The organism is Pseudarthrobacter sp. P1 (assembly GCF_050156935.1).
Lineage (GTDB): Bacteria > Actinomycetota > Actinomycetes > Actinomycetales > Micrococcaceae > Specibacter.
This window is the reverse complement of record NZ_CP189587.1, coordinates 49,024-71,380: the sequence shown is the minus strand read 5'-3', so window position 1 is coordinate 71,380 and position 22,357 is coordinate 49,024. Positions and strand designations below refer to the sequence as shown.

General features: G+C 65.2%; 20 protein-coding genes and 1 pseudogene. 11 read left to right on the top strand and 10 right to left on the bottom strand.

All coding sequences use genetic code 11. From position 1 onward, the window contains the following. Positions 1-2: 2 nt before the first annotated feature. A complete protein-coding gene (locus ACQCSX_RS22920) occupies positions 3-1,463 on the bottom strand; it encodes an aldehyde dehydrogenase family protein (protein ID WP_427019421.1) in 1,461 nt (486 codons plus the stop codon). A gap of 118 nt (positions 1,464-1,581) precedes the next feature. Here ACQCSX_RS22920 and ACQCSX_RS22915 point away from each other — a divergent pair, with 118 nt between their 5' ends. From ACQCSX_RS22915 to ACQCSX_RS22895, 5 genes are all read left to right on the top strand, one after another. Next, positions 1,582-2,481, top strand: a complete 900-nt coding sequence (locus ACQCSX_RS22915; RefSeq protein ID WP_427019477.1) for a LysR family transcriptional regulator — start codon at positions 1,582-1,584, stop codon at positions 2,479-2,481. A gap of 168 nt (positions 2,482-2,649) precedes the next feature. Next, positions 2,650-3,261, top strand: a complete 612-nt coding sequence (locus tag ACQCSX_RS22910; protein WP_427019420.1) for an FUSC family protein — start codon at positions 2,650-2,652, stop codon at positions 3,259-3,261. Between the two features lie 202 nt (positions 3,262-3,463). After that, positions 3,464-4,207, top strand: coding sequence for an SDR family NAD(P)-dependent oxidoreductase (locus tag ACQCSX_RS22905; protein ID WP_427019419.1), 744 nt, complete (start codon positions 3,464-3,466; stop codon positions 4,205-4,207). Between the two features lie 2 nt (positions 4,208-4,209). Further along, entirely contained in the window at positions 4,210-4,686 is a 477-nt protein-coding gene (locus ACQCSX_RS22900) for a MarR family winged helix-turn-helix transcriptional regulator (RefSeq protein ID WP_427019418.1), read from the top strand. A 385-nt stretch (positions 4,687-5,071) separates the two neighbouring features. Next, positions 5,072-5,915 (top strand): IS5 family transposase gene (locus ACQCSX_RS22895; protein ID WP_427019270.1). Its coding sequence is split into 2 segments (ribosomal slippage): positions 5,072-5,407 and positions 5,409-5,915, totalling 843 coding nucleotides; the frame shifts between segments, so codons are not numbered across the junction. Between the two features lie 75 nt (positions 5,916-5,990). Here ACQCSX_RS22895 and ACQCSX_RS22890 read toward each other — a convergent pair. Continuing rightward, positions 5,991-6,683 carry a hypothetical protein gene (locus ACQCSX_RS22890; protein WP_427019417.1) on the bottom strand — a complete coding sequence of 231 codons (693 nt, stop codon included), beginning with the start codon at positions 6,681-6,683 and terminating at the stop codon, positions 5,991-5,993. On the opposite strand from ACQCSX_RS22890, the gene ACQCSX_RS22885 reads away from it, so the two are divergent. Beyond that, a complete protein-coding gene (locus ACQCSX_RS22885; RefSeq protein ID WP_427019306.1) occupies positions 6,664-7,122 on the top strand; it encodes a hypothetical protein in 459 nt (152 codons plus the stop codon). The two genes, ACQCSX_RS22890 and ACQCSX_RS22885, sit on opposite strands and share 20 nt — an antisense overlap. Positions 7,123-7,363: 241 nt before the next feature. Here ACQCSX_RS22885 and ACQCSX_RS22880 read toward each other — a convergent pair whose 3' ends face one another. Continuing rightward, positions 7,364-7,606: a hypothetical protein gene (locus tag ACQCSX_RS22880; RefSeq protein WP_427019416.1), complete on the bottom strand. Its 243-nt coding sequence runs from the start codon at positions 7,604-7,606 to the stop codon at positions 7,364-7,366. 341 nt (positions 7,607-7,947) lie between these two features. Further along, positions 7,948-9,390, bottom strand: coding sequence for an IS1380 family transposase (locus ACQCSX_RS22875; RefSeq protein ID WP_427015697.1), 1,443 nt, complete (start codon positions 9,388-9,390; stop codon positions 7,948-7,950). Between the two features lie 146 nt (positions 9,391-9,536). On the opposite strand from ACQCSX_RS22875, the gene ACQCSX_RS22870 reads away from it, so the two are divergent. From ACQCSX_RS22870 to ACQCSX_RS22855, 4 genes are all read left to right on the top strand, one after another. Next, positions 9,537-10,133 (top strand): helix-turn-helix domain-containing protein, encoded by a 597-nt coding sequence (locus tag ACQCSX_RS22870; protein WP_427019415.1) that lies wholly within the window; start codon positions 9,537-9,539, stop codon positions 10,131-10,133. A 983-nt stretch (positions 10,134-11,116) separates the two neighbouring features. Next, the gene (tnpC, locus tag ACQCSX_RS22865) at positions 11,117-12,517 is read left to right on the top strand and encodes an IS66 family transposase (protein ID WP_427016753.1); all 1,401 of its coding nucleotides are present in this window, start codon (positions 11,117-11,119) and stop codon (positions 12,515-12,517) included. 606 nt (positions 12,518-13,123) lie between these two features. Beyond that, positions 13,124-14,752, top strand: a complete 1,629-nt coding sequence (locus ACQCSX_RS22860) for an ice-binding family protein (RefSeq protein ID WP_427019414.1) — start codon at positions 13,124-13,126, stop codon at positions 14,750-14,752. A gap of 100 nt (positions 14,753-14,852) precedes the next feature. Continuing rightward, positions 14,853-15,659: a class F sortase gene (locus ACQCSX_RS22855; protein WP_427019413.1), complete on the top strand. Its 807-nt coding sequence runs from the start codon at positions 14,853-14,855 to the stop codon at positions 15,657-15,659. A 273-nt stretch (positions 15,660-15,932) separates the two neighbouring features. Here ACQCSX_RS22855 and ACQCSX_RS22850 read toward each other — a convergent pair whose 3' ends face one another. From ACQCSX_RS22850 to ACQCSX_RS22835, 4 genes and pseudogenes are all read right to left on the bottom strand, one after another. Further along, positions 15,933-16,241, bottom strand: a complete 309-nt coding sequence (locus ACQCSX_RS22850; RefSeq protein WP_427019301.1) for a transposase — start codon at positions 16,239-16,241, stop codon at positions 15,933-15,935. 21 nt (positions 16,242-16,262) lie between these two features. Next, positions 16,263-16,382 (bottom strand): annotated as a pseudogene (locus ACQCSX_RS22845) (IS5/IS1182 family transposase); the annotation flags it as partial. Positions 16,383-17,094: 712 nt separating this feature from the next. After that, positions 17,095-18,438 carry a transposase gene (locus ACQCSX_RS22840; protein ID WP_427019248.1) on the bottom strand — a complete coding sequence of 448 codons (1,344 nt, stop codon included), beginning with the start codon at positions 18,436-18,438 and terminating at the stop codon, positions 17,095-17,097. Then, a complete protein-coding gene (locus ACQCSX_RS22835; RefSeq protein ID WP_427019412.1) occupies positions 18,363-20,147 on the bottom strand; it encodes a DUF4158 domain-containing protein in 1,785 nt (594 codons plus the stop codon). The genes ACQCSX_RS22840 and ACQCSX_RS22835 overlap by 76 nt, the downstream gene beginning before the upstream one ends. Before the next feature lie 216 nt (positions 20,148-20,363). Between ACQCSX_RS22835 and ACQCSX_RS22830 the strand changes: the two genes are divergently transcribed. Then, positions 20,364-21,257, top strand: coding sequence for a tyrosine-type recombinase/integrase (locus ACQCSX_RS22830; protein WP_427019246.1), 894 nt, complete (start codon positions 20,364-20,366; stop codon positions 21,255-21,257). Between the two features lie 19 nt (positions 21,258-21,276). Here the strand turns inward: ACQCSX_RS22830 and ACQCSX_RS22825 are convergent, their stop codons facing one another. Together ACQCSX_RS22825 and ACQCSX_RS22820 are read right to left on the bottom strand one after the other, a co-directional pair. Next, positions 21,277-21,711, bottom strand: a complete 435-nt coding sequence (locus ACQCSX_RS22825) for a plasmid pRiA4b ORF-3 family protein (RefSeq protein WP_427019411.1) — start codon at positions 21,709-21,711, stop codon at positions 21,277-21,279. 4 nt (positions 21,712-21,715) lie between these two features. Next, a complete protein-coding gene (locus ACQCSX_RS22820; RefSeq protein WP_427019410.1) occupies positions 21,716-22,303 on the bottom strand; it encodes a recombinase family protein in 588 nt (195 codons plus the stop codon). Between the last annotated feature and the right edge of the window lie 54 nt (positions 22,304-22,357).

The following is a 22,357-nucleotide window of genomic DNA, read 5'->3' as shown; positions in this document are numbered from 1 at the left end:
GATCATGCCTTCTTGGGTGCCAGGCGCAGGTAGGCGGTCTTTTCGTGGGTGAAGAAGGTGGCGGCGGCGGCGCTGTTCTGCTCCCGGGGTCCGGCGAAGGTGGAGTCCTTCATTCCACCGAAGGGTGCGTGGAGTTCGGAGCCCGTGGTGGGGGCGTTGACTTTCACCAGGCCAGCCTGAAGCTGGGAGACGCACTGGCGGATGGCGCGCTCATCGCTGCTGAAGACGGCGGCGGTGAGGCCGAAGGCCGTGCTGTTGGCCAGGTCGATGGCCTCCTCCAGGGTCTCTGCGTGCAGCACGGTGGTGACGGGGCCAAATACCTCCTCCTGGCAGATGGCCATGGAACGGGGGCCGGTCAGCACGGTGGGGGCGACGTAGCTGCCCTCGGCGTCCGGCACGGTTGCCTGGGCCAGGATTTCCCCGCCTTCCGCCAGCGCCTGGTCGATTGCGGCGTTGATTTCCTCGCGGGCGGACTCGGAGACGACCGGGCCGATCTGGACGGTCGGGTCCGTGCCCGGCCCCACGACCAGGGCCGACACCTTGTCCTTGAGCCGTGCCAGAAAGTCCTCATGGCCGCCGCCGACCAGGATCACGCGCCGCGTGGCCGTGCACTTCTGGCCGGTAGAGCCCATGGCGGCGTTCACGACGCTGGTGGCTGCAAGTTCAGCATCCGCGTCGGGAAGGACGAGTGTGGCGTTGTGGCCGCCGAGTTCCAGCTGCAGTTTCGCGCCGCGCCCACAGACAATCCCGCGGATGTGGTGGCCAACGGGGACTGATCCGGTGAATGTCACACCCCCCACAAGGGGGTTGGAGACCAGCTCCGAGCCGAGCTGGCCGGGGCCCAGGACCAGGTTGACGACGCCGGCGGGGAGGCCGGCGGCGGCTAGCGCCTCCATCAGCAGCGCGGAGACGCCCGGGGTGTTGCTCGCCGACTTCCAGACCACCGTGTTCCCGTGCAAGAGCGCCGGCGCGATCTTCCAGGCCGGAATCTGCAGGGGGAAGTTCCAGGGTGTGATCACACCGACCACGCCCAGCGGCCGCCGCACGGTTAGGATCCGTTCTTCTGGATGGCTGGAGGGGAATTCGGTGCCTACCGGATTGCGGGCGGAGGCGCCATGGTAGTCAAAGGTGTCCGCCGATGCGTCAACCTCCATCCGGGACTCCGCGATCGTTTTGCCGTGTTCGGCTGTCATGACGGCGGCGATTTCCTCAGCCCGCTCACGGATCGCTACCGCCGCTGCACTCAGCACCCGGCCACGCGCTAGTATCCCCAGCCCGTCCCAGGCCGTACCTGCGGCCAATGCGGCCTGAACGGCCTGTCCCAGCTCTGCCGAGCCGGCCTGGTGGTACCTCGTCACGGCCTGCCCCGGCACCGCCGGATTGTGGCGGGAGACAAAATCACCTGATCCCTCTACCCAGGATCCATTGATGTAACTGCTGGCGGATTTGGTCGTTACAGGCATTTTCAATCCTCTGCTACGTTCAGCTCTGTGACTTCTCTCACTGGCAACGCTAGACGCATTGCCGCGGCTAAAGAAATATCTATTTGACGCGTTTCAATATGCGTTTAGTCTTGATTGCATGAACCTCAGACGCCTTGAACTCTTTGTGGCCGTGGCCGAAGAACTCCACTTCAACCGGGCCGCCCAACGCCTTCACATGGCACAACCGCCGTTGAGCCAACAAATACGCAAGCTGGAGGAAGAGTGCAAGGTGGCCTTGTTCGTGCGAAATTCACGCAACGTTGAGCTCACCGCCGAGGGCGAAGTGTTGTTGGAGCACGCGCGCAGGGTCCTGTCACAGTACGCCGTCATGGAGACGGCCCTCAAGCATGCCAAAAACGGCGAACTGGGCCGGCTGCGGCTGGGCTTCGTCTCATCCGCAGCCATCACCATGGTGCCGGGTCTGGTCCGGCAGCTGCGCGCACAGTGGCCGGGAATCGATCTGCAACTACGCGAGGAGACCACAGACGTACAACTGGAGCTCATTGCAGCCGGTGTTCTTGACGCCGGGATCGCCCGCGAAGTTCGCACGGTGCCGGGTATAAGCGCCACGGTAATCAGGCACGAAACCCTGGTGGTCGCCGTGGCCGCAGACCACCGCCTCGCCAGCCGTGCCACCGTTTCGCTGAAGGATCTGCACGGTGAGGCCTTCATTGCCTTCCCGCGAAGCCGGATCTCCTCTCTTTTTGACCACATTTCCGCTCTCCTCCATGCCGTGGGCGTGGACTTTGACATCGTCCAGGAAGCCGTCCAGTTCCCCACCATCCTCGGCCTGGTCGCCGCCCACCTAGGCATCGCAGTGGTCCCGGAATCGATGCGTGCATTTATCATCCCCGGACTGGTCTATCTGGACCTCCAAGACACCACCGCCATCTCAACGGTCAGCTTGATCTACAGCACCGACATGTCCGACTCACCCCTCATCACCAAAGTCCAGGAAGCCTGCCAACAAACGATGAGAGAACCTGGGTCTACCTAACACAGGTGCCAGACGATGATTGGTGAAGTCGTCCAACATTCGACGCCAAGGCTACGCACCGTCCGGTAACGATCGTTACCGGACGGTGGGCAAAACGGTACTCATGTTCGTCTCAGCGATCCTGTTTGCAGCCAGCGCTCCGCCGGGCTGCTCGCGCTGGCTCCGGTCATGGTGATCCTGTTTGGCCCCGGTCCGATTAACCTCAGCTGGTGGTCCGCAGTTTTATGGATTCTTGCCGGCGGAGTGGCGGGTGCCCTGATCACCCGGCTGCTCAAATTCCAGGCCCCGACCCTTCCCGTGGAGAAACGCGCGGCGTGGGAGCACGGCATCGCGGTGGGTCTGTTGTGTGCTGCAATCATGTACTGGAGCCTGGTCAATCACATCCCTCATGGGTACTGGGTTGCCGTGACCGTCTTGATGGCTTTGCGGCCGCTGGCCAGTCAGCGCCGCGAGACTCTCAATGGTCGTCTTATCGGCACCTTCCTGGGCGCCATGATTGCTTTGCTGGCCGTATGGTTCCTGCCGCTGTGGGGAACTGTCATTGTCGCCGTGCTCTGTCTGTTCTTTCTGGTCTGGTATTCCATGGGTGGGGCGTACCTCATGCAGGCACTGGCGCTGACGCCCATGTTGTTGATTTTCGCCTCCCTCGGCAATGTGGAACTCGGATTCGAATTAACCATTGAGCGAGTCGTTTTTACGGTCATTGGAATCTCCCTGGCAGTGCTTCTCGCGTTGATGCTGCTGCGCCGGGGAACCGGGCGGGAAGCCGCATCCGGCTAACAGCCCGCGACCGCACGCTTCTTCCATCGTCTCGCTGCCACCTCCGAGACCGGGGCTCCCTGGGCCGCCCGGAAAGGCAGCCTCGAGTGCTGCCTTGGTGCGGGAAGGCATCCGAGCGAAGTGCGGGTGGTCATCTACCGCGGGAAAGCCGGGGGTATATACTGTCTAGACGACAGTAAATATGATCCGGGGAGAGCAGCCCATGCTTTTTGAAAACCACGTAGCACTTGTTACAGCCGCCGGCGCCGGCATCGGCCGCGCCATTGCTTTGCGCCTGGCCGCTGACGGTGCCGCTGTCATCGTCTCGGACGTCAACGACGAAGCGGGTGCCGAAACCGTGGCGCTCATCGAAGCGGCCGGAGGACAAGCGGCCTACAAGCATGCCAATGTCGCCGATGCCGACGAAGTCAACGCACTGGTTCCCTTCGCCATCGAGTCGTTTGGCCGACTGGATCTGGCAGTGAACAACGCCGGTGTCGGGGCAATGCCCAAGCCGGTCCAGGACATCACGCCCGCCGACTGGGACCGAACCATCAACGTAACCCTTCGCGGGACCTTCCTGGCCATGCAGAGCCAGGTCGCCCACTTCGTGAAGCAGGGCCGCGGTTCCATCGTGAACATCGCCTCGCTGGCCGGCATCAGCGCCACACCCCGGCTGACTCCCTACGGAGCGGCAAAGCACGGTGTCGTTTCCCTGACCCGCAGCGTTGCCAAAGAAAACGCCGAACTCGGCATCCGCGTGAACGCCGTAGCCCCCGGCGCCATTGAAACCGCTGCGCTGGCTTCCCTGCCGGCCGAGGCCAAGGCCGCCTACACAGCGGAGATCCCGATGAAGCACCTGGGACAACCCGTGGATATCGCCAACGCAACGGCCTTCCTGCTTTCGGATCAGGCTGCTTTCATCACCGGTGTTGTCCTGCGCGTAGACGGCGGAACAGAGGCCTGACCATGACAGAACCGGAACAGAATGCTGCGCTGATACAGACCCTCAATGGGATCCTGGCACAATGGACGGCACCGGATTTCACCACCGCTGTCGCTGCGCGCGAGGGCGTGGTGCTGGACCCCGGAGCCCTGACACTGCTCAGCATCCTGAACAACTCCGGCCCCCAACGCCCGTCGGCCCTGGCAGAGCGAATGGTCACAGGCGCGTCCAACATCTCCAAAATCACCGCACGCCTCCAAGAAGCGGGACTGGTCGAAAGGTCCGGCGACCCCAGGGATTCGCGCGCCTCGCTGATCAGGCTCACCCCGGACGGGAAGCGGGCCGGCGCCGCGCTACGGCATTCGGGCAACACCCTGATTGATGACATTCTCAGCGACTGGAACGAGGAAGACCGCCACGACCTGTTGCGGCTGCTCTCCCGCTTCGAAACCGAAAGCACCCGCGTAGCGGCCACCCTAAAAAGCACCCAAGCCCCATAGGCTACCCATAGTCGAACGCGGCCAAATTAAGCGCCCCCGTTCCTTCGCCATCCTGACCAGTTCGCGGGCAGCGTCGGCCTCGGTTGTTTCTGTTTTCTTGTCCACGGTTTCGTACTCGGCACAGCCTCAAGTGTTGCGGCCATATCGGGATCCTCCCCGCCAGGCTCACCGCCCGGCGTGTCGAGCCGGATACACCGTTAATTCCACAGTCCCCAAAACAGCGGAACAAATCCAAGAATCCATCGGCCGACTTCTGAACCGAATTTCAGGCGCGGGCCCTAGGGTGTGTCTCCTAATCAGTGGTTTTGCGGTTTGGCATGATTGATGGGTGCCTTCTCGCTATTCCGTGTTGTCCGATGCCCAGTGGGAGTCCATTGCCCCGTTGATGCCCGATTCGTCGGGGAAACCGGGCCGACCCTTCAACGACCACCGGCTGATGACCGAGGGCATCATCTACCGCTACCGGGCAGGGATCCCATGGCGTGATCTCCCTGCCTATTTCGGGTCGTGGAAGACCGTGTGGAAGCACCACCGCCGCAACGCCGCCAACGGGACCTGGGACAAGGTCCTGGCGGCGTTGCTGACCCGCGCGGACACGGCCGGGCTGATCAACTGGGAGGTCTCGATCGACTCCACGGTCAACCGTGCCCACCAGCACGGCACGAACCTGCCCCGCCACACAGGGGGACCTGTCGAATTACAGGAATCTGCTCGACGAGCCTGAGGACCATGCCATCGGCCGGTCCCGCGGCGGGCTGACCACCAAGATCCACGCCCTGGTGGATGGCAACATGCGTCCCCTGGTCCTGCTGCTGGGGCCGGGCCAGGGCGGGGACTCGCCGATGTTTGAGAACCTCATGGAGGCCCTGAAGGTAGAAAGGCCCGGTCCCGGCCGGGCCCGCACCCGCCCGGACCGGGCCATGGCCGACAAGGCCTATTCCTCCAAAGCAATCCGGGCGTACCTGCGCGGGCGGGGCATCGAGTGCGTTATCCCGGAAAAGGACGACCAGAAGGCCAACCGGAAACGCAAGGGCTCCGCCGGGGGACGCCCCGTCAGATACGACAGGGACGCCTACAAACGGCGCAATGTGGTCGAGCGCAGCTTCAACACCCTCAAGCAATGGCGGTCCCTGGCCACCCGCTACGACAAACTGGCCCTCACCTACCGCTCAGCGGCCGTCCTGCACGCCGTCGTCATCTGGAGCGCCGCATTGGGAGACACGCCCTAGAGGGCTATGTGCGGCGTAGCCGAATTTTTGGGTCGGGTTCGGCCGGTGGCCACCGGGCCGGGGCTGCGGAGTGCTTCATGCCACGAACAGCGCGGCAGTGGTGAGCGTATCGACTGCGGCGCGGTAGGCGGTCGCGGCAGAGCTGAGCCGGCCCGGTGCGGGTGCCGGGGAGTTGAGTTCGGCCAGGCCGGTGCGCAGGATCCGGTCCTGGACGCAGGTGAGGAATTTGGCGGTGTCGAGCCCGTGGTCGGTGACCCTGTAGCGGTGGGTTCCCTCGATCCGGGTGATCAGGTTGCGGGTTTTGAGGCGGCGCAGATCGTAGGTCATCTGCCCGGCGGAAACGCCGCCGGGGTCAAGTCCGCGTAGCTCGGCGGCGAGGGTACGCAGGTCCCCGTTGGTGAATCCGTAGGGTTGGAGCCGGAAGACCAGCAGCGCCGACAACAGGGCGTGGCTGCGCTGGTCGGCGAAGCGCAGTCCCGGCACACGCGTGCCGGCGGCGGTGGTGACAGGGCTGGTGATGGCAGCGAGGGCATCGGCGCCGGTGATCGGGTCGTGGCTGAGTCGTTGGACGCGGAGAAGGCGTCGGTTGGCGGTGTAGCCGATCTCCCGCAGGGCGGGCAGATTTGTCAGTCGTTTGCCGATCCGGAAAACATAGGTGTTGTTGATCGTGGTCTCGGTGCGCAGGGAACGTCCTTCCTTGTGGTACTGCTTGATCGTGGTGTTTTTGTAGTCGATGTGCAGGCTGGGGGTGACGCCCTCGGTGATCACCCGGGTGCGGAACTTCCCCGGCGTGGCGTGGGGTCCTTTGGATATCAGACGGCGGTGGAAGACCGCACCCGACCTGGTCGGGGCGGCCGATGTCGAGATTGTCGCGGATGACCTGTTCGAAGAAGATCCGCCCCGAGACCGGGGTGTCGAGCATCTGGGTCAGGGAGAACTCGGCCTGCAGCACCGGCAGGTCATACCGGTAGCCCGCGGCCCGGTCGGCATCGGTGAACGGATCGGGCAGAATGGCCAGCCACTTGCGCAGCAGCGCGTCGATTTCCTCGCCGGTCAGCCGGTCGCAGATCCTCTGCAACGCGGCCGGGTCCTGGACCGCGGCGAAGGCGTTGTCCAAGGCGGTGAACCCGAGTCCGGCCTTGCCCGCCTGGTGCTGGGCCCAGTGGTGGCCATTGATGCACAGCTTTGCGTTGTAGGGGAAGTATGAGCAGAACTTGAGGAAGAACGGGCCGAAGTCCGCGTCGACGCAGTAGAAGTAAAAGTGGTTGACCACCCCGGTGGACTTGATGATCCACGGGTAGCTCTTGCCCTCGGCGTCGTGGCGTTCCTCGGTCCGGAACAGCGCCGTCTTTTCCTGCGCCCGGCCGATGAACACCACGCCCTCCGCCGCAGTGAAGTCCTTCAGGTACCCGTGCATCACATCGTCCTTGCGCTGGCCCCTGGCGAAGTCACCCACGGATTTGGGCGGCAGCGGCGAAACGGTGCACCGCGGCCGAGAACCGGTCGGTGATTCTTGCCATCGGTGCGGTCGAAGCGACCGGCAACCCCAACTGCCGGTGCACGTAGGCAACCAGTCCCGGGGCATACTGCAGGCCAGGAACATACACGTTAAGATACATCCGGTCAATGCATTCGACCTCGAACAGGACATGTTCGGCAACAACATCGGCTACGCTGCGTGCAACGGTCATGACGGGCTCCCGGGGATCGGGCGGCCAACAGTCCAACCAGCCGCTACAACGGTTCTTACACCCAATCGATGCAGCCAGCCAGTGCCACAATCCCACCGGCCCGAACCCCCGATACCGCAGCGACCACCACACGACTCGTTGGGCTGGGGCGAAGCCCCGTTAGCCCGGATTTTTCATCGGACGGCGGTCGGGGCGTTGGGTGCGGGTTTTGCCGTCCCGGCGGGCTGAATCGGATTTCGGGTGTGGCTGATGGACCCGGGGGCGCCGGGCTGTGCGCGGGCTTCCACTGTTCCCGTTGGTGTTCTTCTTTCCTGCTCGTTGGTTGACGGGGGGTTGCGGTGTCAGGCCCGCAGGAGGACCGCGGGGCGGTTCGCGGCTGCGGCGATCCGTTCAATGGCTTCGAGCAGGGCGCTGATCAGGGGTTGCTCCGGCGCGGCGGCGGGCAGCAGCAGGTGGTTCCGGCGGGCGCGGGTGATGATTTTCCCGGCGGTGGCGAAGAGCCGGTAGCGCCAGCGTTTGATGTCCCAGCCCCGTGCTTTGTGGCCGTCGGGCAGGGCGGTGAGCTGGAGCCAGGAGACCAGGTTCGCGGCCAGGACCGCGAGGTTGGCCCAGGCCTGGTTGGCAGCGAAATCGAAGAAGGGGAGCTTTCCGAGCCCGGTGTTCTTTAGGGTTTTGATGCGGTTCTCGGCCCGGCCGCGGGCCCGGTGCCGGGCATCCAGAAAAGGTCCGTGCCAGCGCGGGGAGTTCGTCAGAAACGCTGTCACACGGTGACCGTCGATGTCGAGCAGGGTCGGTGTCGCGCCGGGGTGCAGCGGTTCGGCGCGCAGGAAGATCTTCGTCCCCGGCGGGTAGTCATCGAGCGGGATCACCTGCGTGGCGTTGATGACCCAGGCGTCATCGCGTTCGACCCCGTCCTGGTCCAGGGCCGGTTGCCAGTATTTCTTGTCGTTGATCCAGTCGATCATGTGGGCCTTGCCGACCGGCACCGGGTACGAGGCGGAGAACTGCACGCCCCGCGAATGCAGGTACCAGAGGAACTTCCGGGACGCGCCGGCGCTGTCGGTGCGGACCAGGATCTTCTCCCCGTCCAGTTCCCCGGTCCCACCGTAGAGGGAGTCGGGCAGGACGGCGATGGCGGCCTCGAAGATGCGGATGTGGTCCTCGGCGTTGTTCGCCGTGGCCCCGCCGTGACGCAACAGTACCGCGAGTTCCTCCCCGGTGCCGCTGCCGGCACCGTAATCGAGGCTGGCGGTGAACGGGGCGAATCCGAACCCGCCCTTGTAGTTTCCGGTGGCCTGTTCCTTGTCCGAGTGCGAGGTCACCAAGGTGGCGTCGAGGTCGATGAGCAGCGGGTCCGCGGCCGTCGCCTTCACCGCCGGGCTGCGGTCTCCTGCGGCTTCCCATGCCCGGGTCCGCAGTTCCTTGGCCAGGGTCGAAAAGCCGTAATCGAAGACGTCCGGGTTCTTCACGGTGCGTTCGAAGAACCGGGAGACTGTTGCGTTCGAGGGCACGTTGCCGAACACGCCGGGCTGGGCGCGCAGGATGTCCAGGTCCGAGGCGTGCTCGCCGCCGGCGGCGAGCATCACCGCCAGCGACCCGAGCAGCCTCCCGGGCCGGTGTGAGGCCATCGCGGGGACGAACTGCCCGAGCCGGTCCTCGCACAGGTCCCGGAACCCGAGGGCGTCGATGAATGAGGTCAGGATCCGTCCCCCGGCATGGGAGACCAGCGACTGGCCGGTGAAAGTGACCGGGAGGGACGGGAAGACCTTGGTAGGCTGATGCATCGAAAAGGTGCTCCTTCAAGACACGGAAATAACGGCGTAGACACCCCTATTTTCCCTTGTCAGAGCACCTTTTCGTGTCTTAAACACACCCCTCAGCCCAACCCTGATGAAAACCCCGGGTTAGTGCTGCATTCCTCAAGGGAGGTATGGACCGCCGGTGCGTGGCGGCGGATACTCGGTGGCGGAGGGCCGTGCCATGGTCACACCCCTGTATGCCCGTCCGCGGCGTGATCCGGGGCGAGGAACGCAGGATCCGTAGGCTGGCTGGTGCCCGCCCTGCCCCTGCCGGGTGGATTCTTCGGGCCCGCATGGTCACCGGTAGTTGGGCCGGTAAACCCGTCAGCACCATCGCCGCGGACCTGGGCTGCCACACCGAGACCGTGCGGGAGCGCCTGCACCGCTTCAATGCCGAGGGCCTGGACGGGCTCGGCGACAAGCCGATCTGCGGGCGTCCGCCCCGCCTGGGCGAGGACGCCCGCTCCCGCATCATCGCCCTGGCCGGCCAGCCACCGCCCGGCCGCCCCGTGCGCGGGGCCGCCGGGGAACTGGCCGCCGCCCAGGAAACCGGCCCAGGAAACCGGCCCGCCGGAGTGGACCCTGGACATCCCCACCGGGGCGGCCCGTGCCGGCGGTATCGGGGTGCACCGCAGCCAGGTCCGCTTCGATCCTGTCCGCCGAGGGCGTGCGCTGGCCCCGCACCCGCCCGCCCGACGATCCCCTGCCCCCGCGAACCCGGGCGGTGATCGAAGCGCACCGTCGCCCGCGCCGGGCTGGTCCGGTCCCGGGACAGGCCGGGGACGGGCACCGGATCACAAGCGAACCGGGCGTGCGTCCCGGCCCCGGGAAGACCTGGGTGCACGGGGCCCTGCGGCCCTCCGATGGCCGGGAGGCCACGATGGCCGCGACGCGCCGCGACAGCACCGCCTACCAGCGGTTCCTGCACGGCATGGAGGAAGACAACCCGGAGAAGGACATCGTGGTGGCCACCGACTTTCCTTTCCTCCCCTCACAGCCTGGCCACCCGGACGTGGCTGGCAGACCATCCCCGCATCAGCCACGCCTTCATCCCGGTCGGGGCGTGCTGGCTGGACCTGCGCCGAGGGCTGGTGGCGGATCTTCCGCAATACCGCCCTGGCCGGGCAGTCCTTCGCCGGCCCCGGCGAGACCGGGACGGCCACGGCCCTGGCCACCGCCTGGCTCAACACCCGCGCCAAGCCCTGGATCTGGGGACGGCCCCCGCCAACGCACCGCCGGCTGCGCCGAAAGTTCACCTACCTCCTTGGAGGAAAGCAGCACCAGCCGCTGGTCGTGTCCTCTCTGAAGGCGACACCAATCGATCACAGAACGCCGCCAAAGAGCATTGAACTCCGCAATGATGGGCTTCGATCAGCGGCCGTCGGGGACCGGCCATGGGGTGTCAGGCCGGCAGCGTTCGCCCACTTCTGACAGGTGCTCCTGTTGATGCCGAGCTCCTTGGCCGCCGCAGCCACGGCTCCCAGGCGTGCCACGGAGGAAAGAAATTCCTCCCGTTGGGCACGGCTGTGTGATTGCTGGTGACGTTTACTGGCGTGCTCGCCGGGGGGCCGATTCTTCCCTTAAAAGGTGATTTTTCCCTCGAGGAAGAGTAACCACTCAGGTGGTTTTGGCGATTGACGGCGCGCCTCGTTGACATGATCGAGGTTGGGTTCAGGCTGTTGTTGTGTCCGGGGATCCGTCGTATACAGAATTGCTCGATCAGCTTGCGTCGTTGCGGTTGGTGGTCGCGGAGCAGTCGCGCCTGATCGAGGCACTGCGGGTGGAGAACGCCGAGCTGCGGGCCCGGTTGGGCCAGTCGCCACGGAATTCCTCCAAGCCCCCGAGCAGTGAAGGTTATGAGAAGCCTGGCCCGCGTTCGCGCCGGCAACAAACCGATCGGTCTCCGGGCGGCCAGCCTGGCCACAAGGGCCACACCCTCAAACAGGTCACGGCCCCGGATGAGGTTTTGATCCATGTCCCGGCGGTGTGTGGCGTGTGCGGGGAGTCATTGGCGGGGGCACCGGTGGCCTCCAGTGAATCCCGGCAGGTCTTTGACCTGCCCCCGATCACGGTGTGGATCACCGAGCACCGGATCCGGCACCTGCGGTGTTCGTGTGGGCACGTGACGATGGCGGATGTTCCGGCTGGGGTCGGTGCGCCGGCGCAGTACGGGCCCCGGGTCCGGGCCCTGGGCGTCTACCTGCTCACCGTCCAGCACCTGCCGCTGAAGCGCACCGCCGAATTGATAAGTGATCTGGTCGGGGCACCGGTCAGCCAGGGATCCCTGGTCAGCTGGCAGGCGGAGGCGGCCGCTGGCCTGGACGGGTTCGATGAGGCCCTGGTCCGGGGATTGTCTGCGGCGGACGTGCTTGGTGCCGATGAGACGGGGATCCGGGTGGACGGGAAACTGGTCTGGGTGCATGCGGCCCGCACCGAGACACTGACCCGGTACACGGTTTCCCCCAAGCGCGGATACGCGGCGATGGAGGAAGCCGGCGTGCTGACGGCTCTGGCACCGGGTACGGTGCTGGTCACGGATTTCTTCGCACCCTACTGGCGCCTGGATGTCACCCATGCGGTGTGCGGGGCCCATTTGGGACGTGAGCTGGTGGCAGCGTCCGAAGTGCCCGGGCAGGAAGGCTGGGCCGTGCCCATTGAGCGGTTGCTGGAGGAGATCAATCGTGTCGCCCACCGTGCCCGGGAGGCTGGCGGGACCGGCTTCGCCGCGGCCCTGGTGGCAAAGTACCAGCGAAGATACGAAGCCCTCATCAAGGCCGGGTGGGCGGCAAACCCCGAGTTCTTCCCGGGCAAGCACGCCACGAAACGGCCCAAACACGTGAACCTGCTCGACCGCCTCGACGGCCATCGCGAGGAGGTGCTGCGCTTCGCCACCGACCTGCGGGTCCCCTTCACCAACAACGGCTCCGAGCGTGACATCCGGCCCCTGAAGATCAAGATGAAGGTCTCCGGCGGGCTGCGCACCATGGCCGGCGCCGAAGCGTTCTGCCGGCTGCGCTCCTACTTCTCCACCGCCGCCAAACAAGGCCAATCAGCGTTCGCCGCGATGACCACGCTCCACAACGGCAACCCCTGGCAACCCGCCATTAGCTAAACCGGCCCCTCGCTCACGAAACCAGCTGAGCAGTTACGAGGAAGAACTGTTTAGTGATGGTGAATCCATGGGTGTTGCAACTCCCGATTTGTCCGGGGTGTTGTAACTGCTAGAACTCACCCCAGCGGGAATTTCAGCTGGCCGCCCATGGGCACAAACTCATAGCCATTGACACGCACATTCGCGGCCCCTAATGTTTCGTTACACAACGCATTGTTATGTATTCCTCCCATGAATTGTTATGTATTCCTCCTATGATTGGTACCGGAGTATGTCACGTTGCGCAGCTGTGAGGCCGGCCCTGGTTTTGATGCACCTCAGGGGCTCCGGCTTTCCGTCCCCGCCCTTGCCGACGGGAGGGGAGGACGAACGAGTGACGTAGGACATCGTCGCCTACATCAACGGCATGCCCCGGGGGCATGCCGGCAGGATGAGCCGTACTCTGGACGGCTCCCGGACAGGTCTCTCTTTGCTTTGGCGCCCGCTTGGCTGGGATAACCGCCTGCCCGCGATGAGCGCCCCGCTCCAGTCCTGACCCCCGGCTGGAGTTATCTTTGATGACGACAGCCGGCCTCCACAGTTTTTGTCTCGGAAGGAATCGTTTTCATGGACCGTAGGACGGAAGACAGATCGACCAAGATTTTCACTGCAAGAAAATGGAAACCAGCAGTCGCTGCGCTTACCGCCGCAGGGGCCGCGGCACTTGTGACGGGCATTCTCACGGCGCCCATCATGGCCTCAGCAGCCGGAGGGCCGGCGACGGTCGGGCTTGGGACCGCAGACTCCTACGCAGTCCTCGGGGGCCAAGCAGTAACAAACACGGGACCCTCCGTGGTCAACGGTGACCTCGGGGTCAGTCCGGGGACAGCCATCACCGGCTTTCCGCCGGGGACAGTGATCGGAACGATGCACGCAGCCGATGCGGCCGCCGCCCAGGCCCAGGCGGACCTCGTGACGGCCTACAACGACGCCGCGGGCCGGCCCTCAACCGCAGCGATCTCCGGGGACCTCGGTGGCCAGACCCTCGTGGCTGGGGTCTACACCGCCACCAGTTCTGCTGGACTGACCGGCACATTGACCCTCGACGGGCAAGGTGACCCCAGCTCGGTCTTCATCTTCCAGATCGGATCCACCCTGACCGCCGCGTCCGCCAGTCAGGTCGTGCTCATCAACAGCGCCCAAGCCTGCCACGTGTTCTGGCAGATCGGCAGCTCGGCCACCCTCGGCACGGCCTCCACTTTCAAGGGGTCCATCCTGGCCCTGACATCAATCACGGTAACCACCGGCACCAATATTGAAGGCCGCACGCTGGCGCGCAACGGCGCAGTAACCCTGGACAGCAATGTCGTCACTACGCCAGCGTGTAGCTCCGGCACTCCGACACCCACACCGACACCCACACCGACCCCCACTCCAACGATTACACCCACCCCCACGATTACGCCCACCCCCACGATTACTCCCACTCCCACGATTACGCCCACCCCCACGATTACTCCCACTCCCACGATTACTCCCACCCCCACGATTACTCCCACCCCCACAATCACGCCCACACCCACCCCCACAATCACGCCCACACCCACCCCCACAATCACGCCCACCCCCACACCCACCGACAACGGCGGCGGTAACGGCGGCGGCGGCAACAATGGCGGCGGCGGCGGCGGCGGCAACAATGGCGGCGGCGGCGGCAACAATGGCGGCGGCGGCGGTAACGGCGGCGGCGGCAACAATGGCGGCGGCGGTAACGGCGGCGGCGGCAACAATGGCGGCGGCGGTAACGGCGGCGGCGGCAACAATGGCGGCGGCGGCGGTAACGGCGGCGGCGGCAACAATGGCGGCGGCGGCGGTAACGGCGGCGGCGGCAACAATGGCGGCGGCGGCGGTAACGGCGGCGGCGGCGGCGGAACGCCGACGGCCACGCATAGCGCTACGGCCACACCGACTGTCACTGAGACCCCGGGAGGCGGCGGCGAAGGCGGCGGAACGCCGACGGCCACGCCTAGCGCTACGGCCACACCGACTGTCACTGGGACCCCGGGAGGCGGCGGCGAAGGTGCAAGTGAGGGACCCGGGGGCATGAATCCAGGCTCGGGCGTCCAGACGGCAGCCGTGGCGTACGATCAAGGCCCTCGGCGCACCCTGGTGTCCGGGGCTCTCATCCTCATAGGGCTGACGCTTCTCTTCGCGGCCAGGACTGTCATGCGCCGTGAATACCGCAGGAAGCACTAAATAGTTCCTCGTTCCTACGAAGTGCCGGCTTTCAGCCAGGCCGGGCACTCGTCCCAGGGCAAATAGGGAGGTGCCGGCCCTTTCCGGGCTGGCACCTCCCATGGCTGACGATAAGGGGTACTCTGCCGTGAACCACCTGGATAATACTCGCCCCGGGTCCTCACCCCGGCCGGCCATACCAGCGCTGTTGACAGCGGTCTTTCTGGTGCTGGTCGCGACGGCGCTGATGGTCGTTGCAGCCTTCGCTCTGAACCCACAATGGACGGGCGGGAATACATGGCCAGGGCCAGGTAAAGCATCCGCGGCAAGTACCGAGCATACAGCGATACCAGTCCCGGTCCCATCGGTCCAGCCACCCTTTACTGCCGCGCAATCAATCTCCGGTTCCCCGCCGCTGACGGCCGGGGTCATCCCTGCGCCGGTGCCGGTGCCGGAAAGGAACAACACCCCCACCGCCTCTTCCGTTCCCGTTGCGTCCGCTCCCATTCGGTTCAGTATCGCGGCTGCCGGAGTCGACATCCCGGTACTGCCCCTCACCCCCACCGGCGCTGGCCAGCCGATTGAACCGCCCCTGACCCTGGACGGGTACTGGCTGACCTCCTTCGGGAAGCCGGGCAAAGGATCCGTGAACACCACCTACATCATCGGCCATAGCTGGGAGGGTCTGAACGCGCCCTTCAACCAATTAAGCACCCGTGTTCAAATCGGGGATCTGATCAAGGTCACAACGGGAACGGGAACGATGATGTACATCGTGGATTCAATCACCACCCATGACAAAACGACCCTGCAGGACGCTGACATCTGGCGCATCGTGCCCGACCGGCTCGTTATCATCAGCTGCTACACCCGGGACCTATGGGGCCAAAACCTCATCGTCACAGCCTCCCCGGAACCCCGGCCCTGATTATTCTCGGAACCGTGACAGCCCGGTCCTGCACGGCCGCTGCCATGCCTGCCTGCCTGCCTGCCTCCGGGGTGAACTACGCGGCCCGGCCCTTTTCCTTGTTGAACAGGCCGGTTACCTCACCGACGAGCTTGTCGTGTCGCACCTGGCGCGGGGACGGGCGCTTGGGCCTGCGCCACCGGTAGAACGAGGCCCGGGAGACCTTCAGGGTCCGGCACAGCCAGGCAATCGGATGGCTCGCCTTCTCCGCTTCGATGAACTCGTAGAAATCTTCTACCGTTGCTTCGCTGCAAAGAAGGCGCTGACCAAGAATTCGACGTCCTGCTTCAGCTTCGCGTTCTCGGCCAAGAGCTTCTGGTGCTCATCCCAGGGCACCGGCGCCTTCTCATCGGCGCCGAACCTCTCCGGATGATCGGCACGGTACAGCCGCACCCAGTTCCCCAACGTGCCCTCGTTGACGCCGATATCAGTGCAGACCTGGGCGATCGGCCGGCCCGAGGAAATCACCAGCTCCACGGCATCATCCTTGAACTGCTGCGTGTACTTCTTACGATCAGTAATGCGAAAAAGGGCTCCTAACAACCTGTCTCACAAAACCATACGGCCGCACCGGGACAGTCCTTCCAGGGAGGGGCGGAGCAGGGGCGAGTCATGCCGGTTCGCCGGTGCGACCTCGGTGTGGAGCGGGATGCCTTTGCCATCGACGAGCAGGGAGCGTTTGGTTGTCAGCGGCCAGAAGGAAGTGCCCGTAGATGGCCAACAGGAATGCCACAGTTCGATGGCCGTCAGTGGGCTCGGCTGTCGTCATGCCGGCCCCAAAAATTCGATCCTTCATTGCCGGAGGAGCTGTACCAATAACTGCCTTCAGGATACAGCCGTGGTACCTCGCCCCGGCACCGGCCAGGGAGGCGCCAGCGGCCCACCGATCCCTGCATTCACGTGCCAGCGGCCTCTGGGACGTTCAGGAGGCGTCGCCGGTTGTGGCGACGCAGGTCGTCAGTCGAGGCTGTTCCGACTCGAACCCTGGCCCGTCGAACAGCCTGAATTCGGGGATTCTGACAGCGGAAACAGGCGCGATTCGCGTGGCCGCCAGGGGGCACCCTTTGTGGCCATCCGATGCGTATTCGGCGAAATCCTCTTGACCGCCGGTGGGCATCTTCTCGTGGCCACTAACATTTGGTGCCCTGTTTGCCGCGGTCCACCGGGGATCGTCCGGCTGCCTCGCCCCTGCACGGGAGAGCGGGAAAAACCGTGGGAGGGCTATGCAGCGTCGGCTAGATCCTCGGCGGGGGGTGGGCAGTGCGCGAATCCGGGGTACCAGCGGTGGAAGTCGGCGTCGAGTCGGCCGTCGAGCACTCGGGTGCGGATCTGTAGTAGGGGTGGGACCCAAGTACGCCTGAAACCTGCCATGCCCCATGGCGGGGAATGCATGGTTCTAGATTCTGGTGGGTGGGAATAGTGCCCCTGGTTGCAGGTCTAGTTTCGTTTGCGGGTCTTGGTCCGGCGGGGCGAGGTTGAGGACGTAGTCTCCGAAGCGGCGGATGCTCCTGGTGATATAGGGAGAGATCGTGGCCAGGTCTTCGGTGTCGATAGTGTGGCCTTCGGCTGCGAGCTCGTTGGCGGCGGCGGTGATGTCGCAGGCGGTGGAGTAGATGACGATGTTGGCCAGCAGCTCGTTGAACTTGATGATCTTTTCCTGCTGTTCGGGGTCGTTGTGACCGATCATTTCGTTCCCGAAAGCCAGCCAGTCGCTGAATTTGTGGAACGATTCGACCCGGTTGGTGATCGCGGTGATCTGTTCGCGCAGTTCGGGGTCGGATAGATAGCGGAGCAGCGTGATGGTGCGCACGACGCGCCCGAGTTCGCGGAAGGCCCGGTAGAGGCGGTTCTTGCGGGAGTGGTTGCCCAGCCTGCGTAAAAGGGTGACTGATGACAGGCGGCCCTCGCGGATGGAAATGACGGTGCGCATCAGGTCGGGCCAGTGGGTCTCGATCAGTCCCCAGTCGATGGCTGTGTCACCGAACAGTGAGTCGATGTGCGTGTAGCGGGTGGTCGTGTCGGGGCGGTAGAGAATGAGGTCTTTCCAGTCCCGGATGCGTGGGAGCAGGTCAAAGCCCAGGAGCGCGGCGAGACCGAAGACGGGCAGGGACTGTCCTTGCGTGTCGGCGTGGATCGTGTCGGGTTGCAGCTCGGAGTCGTTTTGCAGCAGTCCTTCGATGATGTAGACCGCTTCCCACACTCCGCAGGGAATGAAGTGGCTGAACAGCGCGATGTAGGTGTCGGAAACGTGGCGGTAGGCGATGCCTCCGTATCCCCCGTAGCGGATATGGGACTCGGCCAGCAGGTTGTTCTCCCAGGTATCGACCTGGGTGCCGTCGGCTGCGACGGTGCGCCCATCGCCCCAGACGGAGGCGACGTCCAGATGCGCAAAGGCATTGATGACCTCGGCCGAGGCACGGGTGATCTTCTCGGCCGTGGCGTGCTTGTTCCCTGCGGTGTAGAGCTCGTGGGCGCTGACGGCGCCTTCCATGTGGCGGGCGACCTGTGCGGGGCCAAGGAGGGTGCCGTAGGTGAAGACAGTGAGGCAGTATCGGCCCAAGGCGTCGCGCAGTTTCGGGTCGGAGCCCGAGGCCGGTCCGAAATGCTTGTGCCAGCCCAGCCGGTGGGCGCTGACGGTAATGATGTCCAGAAGTCCGCGTTCGCTCAGGCGCTCATGGACGGCTGCTTCCAGGGCGATGGCCGATGGCCTCCGGTCGGCCCCTTTCCGGCGTTTGAGCAAGGGCCGGTCGCCTTCCAGGACGAGGTCGGTGTTGGCCGGGTATCCGGCGTCGGCGGCCTGTGCGGTGTCGGCCAGCTGCGCCTTGAAGTGCTCGACCAGCCCGCTCCCGGTTGCGGGGATGCCGGTCTGGGAGCAAAGTCCTCGGCGAGGTCGCGGCACTGCTGCCAAGTCATCATCTGCCGGTGCAGCCCCGCGTAGGAATCGGCGCCGACCACTGCGATATCGCCCGAGCGCAGTTCCGCGGCGAGGAATGAGAACACGCAGACCTCCAGGTGGCGGCGCGCGAGTTTCCCGGGGTGCTTCTTGTCACGGATGACCTTCTTCCACGCCTCGGTAGCGAAGGAGTCCAGATCGAGTGCCAGCTTCCGCAAGGTGCCATCTTCGCCGGCAACCGTGAGGGTTTCGGGGACGTATTCACCGGTGCGTTTGCGGCAGGCACGAATGAAGTTCACGGCATTCACCACGCTGGCATCAGCGCTGGTCGCTTCCAGGACAAGGGCCTCCAACAGCTCGAACAGGGCGGCGCGGTGAGCCCGGCAGAACGATTCCAGCAGTGGCAAGTAGTTGCGTCCGTGGTGGGCCGAGACCGCTTCGTGTGCGGCTGTCAGCCGCTTCAGGCCACCGGCGGCCTGAAGCGTCTCCAAGAGTTTCTGCCCCGCCGCGGCTGCGTCGAACCCTCCCTCGGAGGTCTCTTCATTCCCGGACACCTCATGGGCCAGGGAGAGGACCTCTCCGAACACATCGAGCAGGTACTCCGACTCGGCGCGGTGGGCGAGTTTGAGTTCCTCGAGCCGCTCGCGTCCCTTTTTGTGGACGAGGGCCATGCGTTTGCAGAACATCTCGACGGTCTCGTCGCGCAGGCGGATACGGGTCTCATGCAGCAGGCACGCGATGAGGGTCAGCCGCTTGGGCTCCCCGGTCCTGGAGAGTTCATCGACGAGGGCGCGGGCCTGCCCGGCGAAATGGGAGATCCGCTGCGCCGAGACGCCGCCGAGCCAGGTGCCGGTCTCGCCGACCGCGTCGAGCCGGCGCAGGAGCTCGATGCGGTCCTTGAATTTCCCCAGCTTCATCGCCGAGCCCGCGGGCGCCTTGAGCGTCTCGAATTCGCTGCGCCGCGATACAGGGTCCACCAGCAGCAATCGTTCCAACCGCAGCCGGTCACCGGAAGCCATCCGCTCTTGAACCCCGGCGAACAGCGTGGTGTTGTACCGGGCACGGATCCTGGCGACCATGCTGTCGAGAGTCGAATACCCGGGCAGCTCGCAGCCGGCACGGAGCAGTTCCTCCAACGCCACGTTAATCAGGTCGGCAGGGTGGTCTTTGGTCACCACCGCGGCCTCCAACGCCCCGGCAGCCATCCGGCGAACCCGTTTGGCATCGTAGACGACGCCCATGCGGACGCGGACATAATCGCGATAGCGCCACCAGGTCCTCGCCGCCCGGGACGCGCCGGCAAGGTCGATCGTCACACCCAACAGCGCTCCAACATGGCCGGTAACGGCCGCGGGAACCTCCTCGGCCCGCGTGAAATACCCCAACCGCTGATAGCACTTCAACACCGTCAGCAGCACCGCACGACCGGCTTCGTCCCGTGTCTTTGCCCCGGCCCAGTCCTTCTCGTCCTCGGTCGGGGTGAACGACTCTGCCAACTGCCGCTCCGATACCGCAGCGGTGAATCTCGGATAGGCGGTCCTGTCCACGGACGTCACGAATCTTCCTCTCCTGCAGGGAACCGGAGGCACCAGCGAGGCGCACAAGTCGAAACAACTTCAGATAACAACGAATATCTGAAGTAGAATACTGCAATGACTTCAGATATCGCGAAATCTGCGGGACAGGAAGGCCCCGGGGCAGCTTCAGATATCACAACGGAAGCAGAAGAAAAGCCTCGACGGGGACGTGCCCCGGCCGTGTTGGCCCCGTATTTGGAACAACTCTGGGGCGAATACCTCCTGCTTCTGGGGTCTGCCCCGCTCGATGACGATTCCCGCCGCGCCTACGCCTCACGGGTGCGTACCTTCTTCGCCTGGCTCGATGGCGCCGACGTGGACAGCTCGGCCCTCTTTGACCCAGCGGCGCGAGACGGAGCCGTCCGGGACTGGCGCACCCACCTTCAGAAAGTCCTCAAGCGCAAACCCGCCACGATCAACGCGCATCTGGCGGCCCTGAGCGACTTCTACACCCGCACCGGCGTGGGCACCCCGAACGCCAAACGGCTCGAACTGCCCTCCACCGCACCCAGGGCCTTGGACGAACGCAACCAGAAACGCTGGCTACGCACCTGTGAACGCTGCACCCACCCCCGCAACCGGGCCATCGGCTACACCCCGTTCTATGCCGGGTTGCGGATCAGCGAGATCACCGCACTCGACCTCGGGGACGTGCGCCTCTCGGCCCGCAAGGGCCTGCTGATCGTTCGTTCCGGCAAGGGCGGCCGCTACCGGGAAGTCCCCGTCCACCCCGTGCTGCGGGAGAACCTGGCCTTGTGGATCAACGAGGAACGCCCCTCATGGCCGGGCGCGGCCAACAACCCCGCGGTCTTCTTGAACTACCGCGGCGAACGACTGAGCGTCAAGGGATGCGATGGCATCCTTGGGGATCTGGCCTGCGACGCCGGTTTCACCGATAGCCCCGACATCGATTTCACCACCCAGATCCTGCGCCACACGTTCGGAACCAACCTCGTGCGCGAGGGCCACGACGTCGTGCTCGTCGCCGAACTCATGGGCCACGCCCGGCTGGAGACCACCCGCCGCTACACGAAACCATCCGAAGCCGACCGCCAAAACGCCATCGACACCCTCCCCACCGACCGATAAACCACGGGCGTGGCAGGTTTCAGGCGTACTTGGGTCCCACCCCCTCGAGGTAGTCCCAGGGGCCGTCCCAGTCCTCGTCCGGGCCGGTGCGGCGCCCACCGGCACACCGCGGATACACGCGCCCAGGTGCGGCGTCGGCGATCTGCTCGACGCGCAGGTCCAGGCGCCACCCGGCGGTGAAGTTGTAGTCGTAGGCGAACCGCTCGCCCTCGCGCAGCCCCCACTCGCGCAGCCTCACCCGGCTGCCGCCGTAGCGGGGCTCGTGCTCCGCGCCGTGGACGGTGAACCGGCACAGGTGCTCCCCGGACCAGCCGAACGCGGTTTGCAACACCTCACCCAGCCCGGCGATCGTCATGTCATCGCGAACGATCAGGCGCCGCCAGATCAGCGGGCTGACGCCAGCCACCACGACGCGTAGCCGGTAGACCGCGGCGGGCGGGCCCGGTTCGAGCACCGGGTCACCCCTGCCCGTCGGACGCCGGGTGGGGGTCGACGCGGATGTGGCGGTAGACGGTCATCGGGGCGACCGAGCAGGACGCGGCGATCTCGGCCATCGTGAACGACCGCGAGTCATACATCCGCTGCGCCTTGTCGACCAAGGTCGGGGTCATCTTCGGTGTGCGGCCGCCGACCCGCCCGCGGGCGCGGGCCGCGGCCAGACCTGCGGCGGTGCGTTCGGCGATCAGGGCGGCCTCGTACTCGGCCATCAGCGCGAACATGCCGAACACCAGTTTGCCGTGCGCGGTCGTGGTGTCGATGATCCCGTCGGTCAGCGACCTGACCGAGACCCGGCGTTGGTCGAGGGTGGTGACGATGTCGATCAGGTCTTTAAGGTTGCGGCCGAGCCGGTCGATCTTCCACACCACCAGGGTGTCGGTGGGGCGCAGATCGGCCAGGCACGCCTGCCACTGCGGCCGGTCGGCCTTGGTGCCCGAGGCGTGGTCGGTGTAGACCTTCAGGCAGCCCTCGCCGGCCAGCGCATCCAACTGGGCCCGCGGGTTCTGATCAGCGGTACTGACCCTGGCATACCCGATCTTGTCTCCCACCAGGCGACCCTATCGCAACCCATCTGCGGACGGCAGTTTCGTGGGATTGATTCC

Excerpts from the sequence above, each read along its gene's own strand:
- ACQCSX_RS22855 (WP_427019413.1), top strand. The coding sequence starts at position 14,853 with ATGGCTGACGATAAGGGGTACTCTGCCGTGAACCACCTGGATAATACT.
- ACQCSX_RS22900 (WP_427019418.1), top strand. The coding sequence starts at position 4,210 with ATGACAGAACCGGAACAGAATGCTGCGCTGATACAGACCCTCAATGGG.
- ACQCSX_RS22860 (WP_427019414.1), top strand. The coding sequence starts at position 13,124 with ATGGACCGTAGGACGGAAGACAGATCGACCAAGATTTTCACTGCAAGA.
- ACQCSX_RS22920 (WP_427019421.1), bottom strand. The coding sequence starts at position 1,463 with ATGCCTGTAACGACCAAATCCGCCAGCAGTTACATCAATGGATCCTGG.
- ACQCSX_RS22880 (WP_427019416.1), bottom strand. The coding sequence starts at position 7,606 with ATGACCGTTGCACGCAGCGTAGCCGATGTTGTTGCCGAACATGTCCTG.
- ACQCSX_RS22875 (WP_427015697.1), bottom strand. The coding sequence starts at position 9,390 with ATGCATCAGCCTACCAAGGTCTTCCCGTCCCTCCCGGTCACTTTCACC.
- ACQCSX_RS22910 (WP_427019420.1), top strand. The coding sequence starts at position 2,650 with ATGGTGATCCTGTTTGGCCCCGGTCCGATTAACCTCAGCTGGTGGTCC.
- ACQCSX_RS22870 (WP_427019415.1), top strand. The coding sequence starts at position 9,537 with ATGGACCGCCGGTGCGTGGCGGCGGATACTCGGTGGCGGAGGGCCGTG.
- ACQCSX_RS22915 (WP_427019477.1), top strand. The coding sequence starts at position 1,582 with ATGAACCTCAGACGCCTTGAACTCTTTGTGGCCGTGGCCGAAGAACTC.
- ACQCSX_RS22905 (WP_427019419.1), top strand. The coding sequence starts at position 3,464 with ATGCTTTTTGAAAACCACGTAGCACTTGTTACAGCCGCCGGCGCCGGC.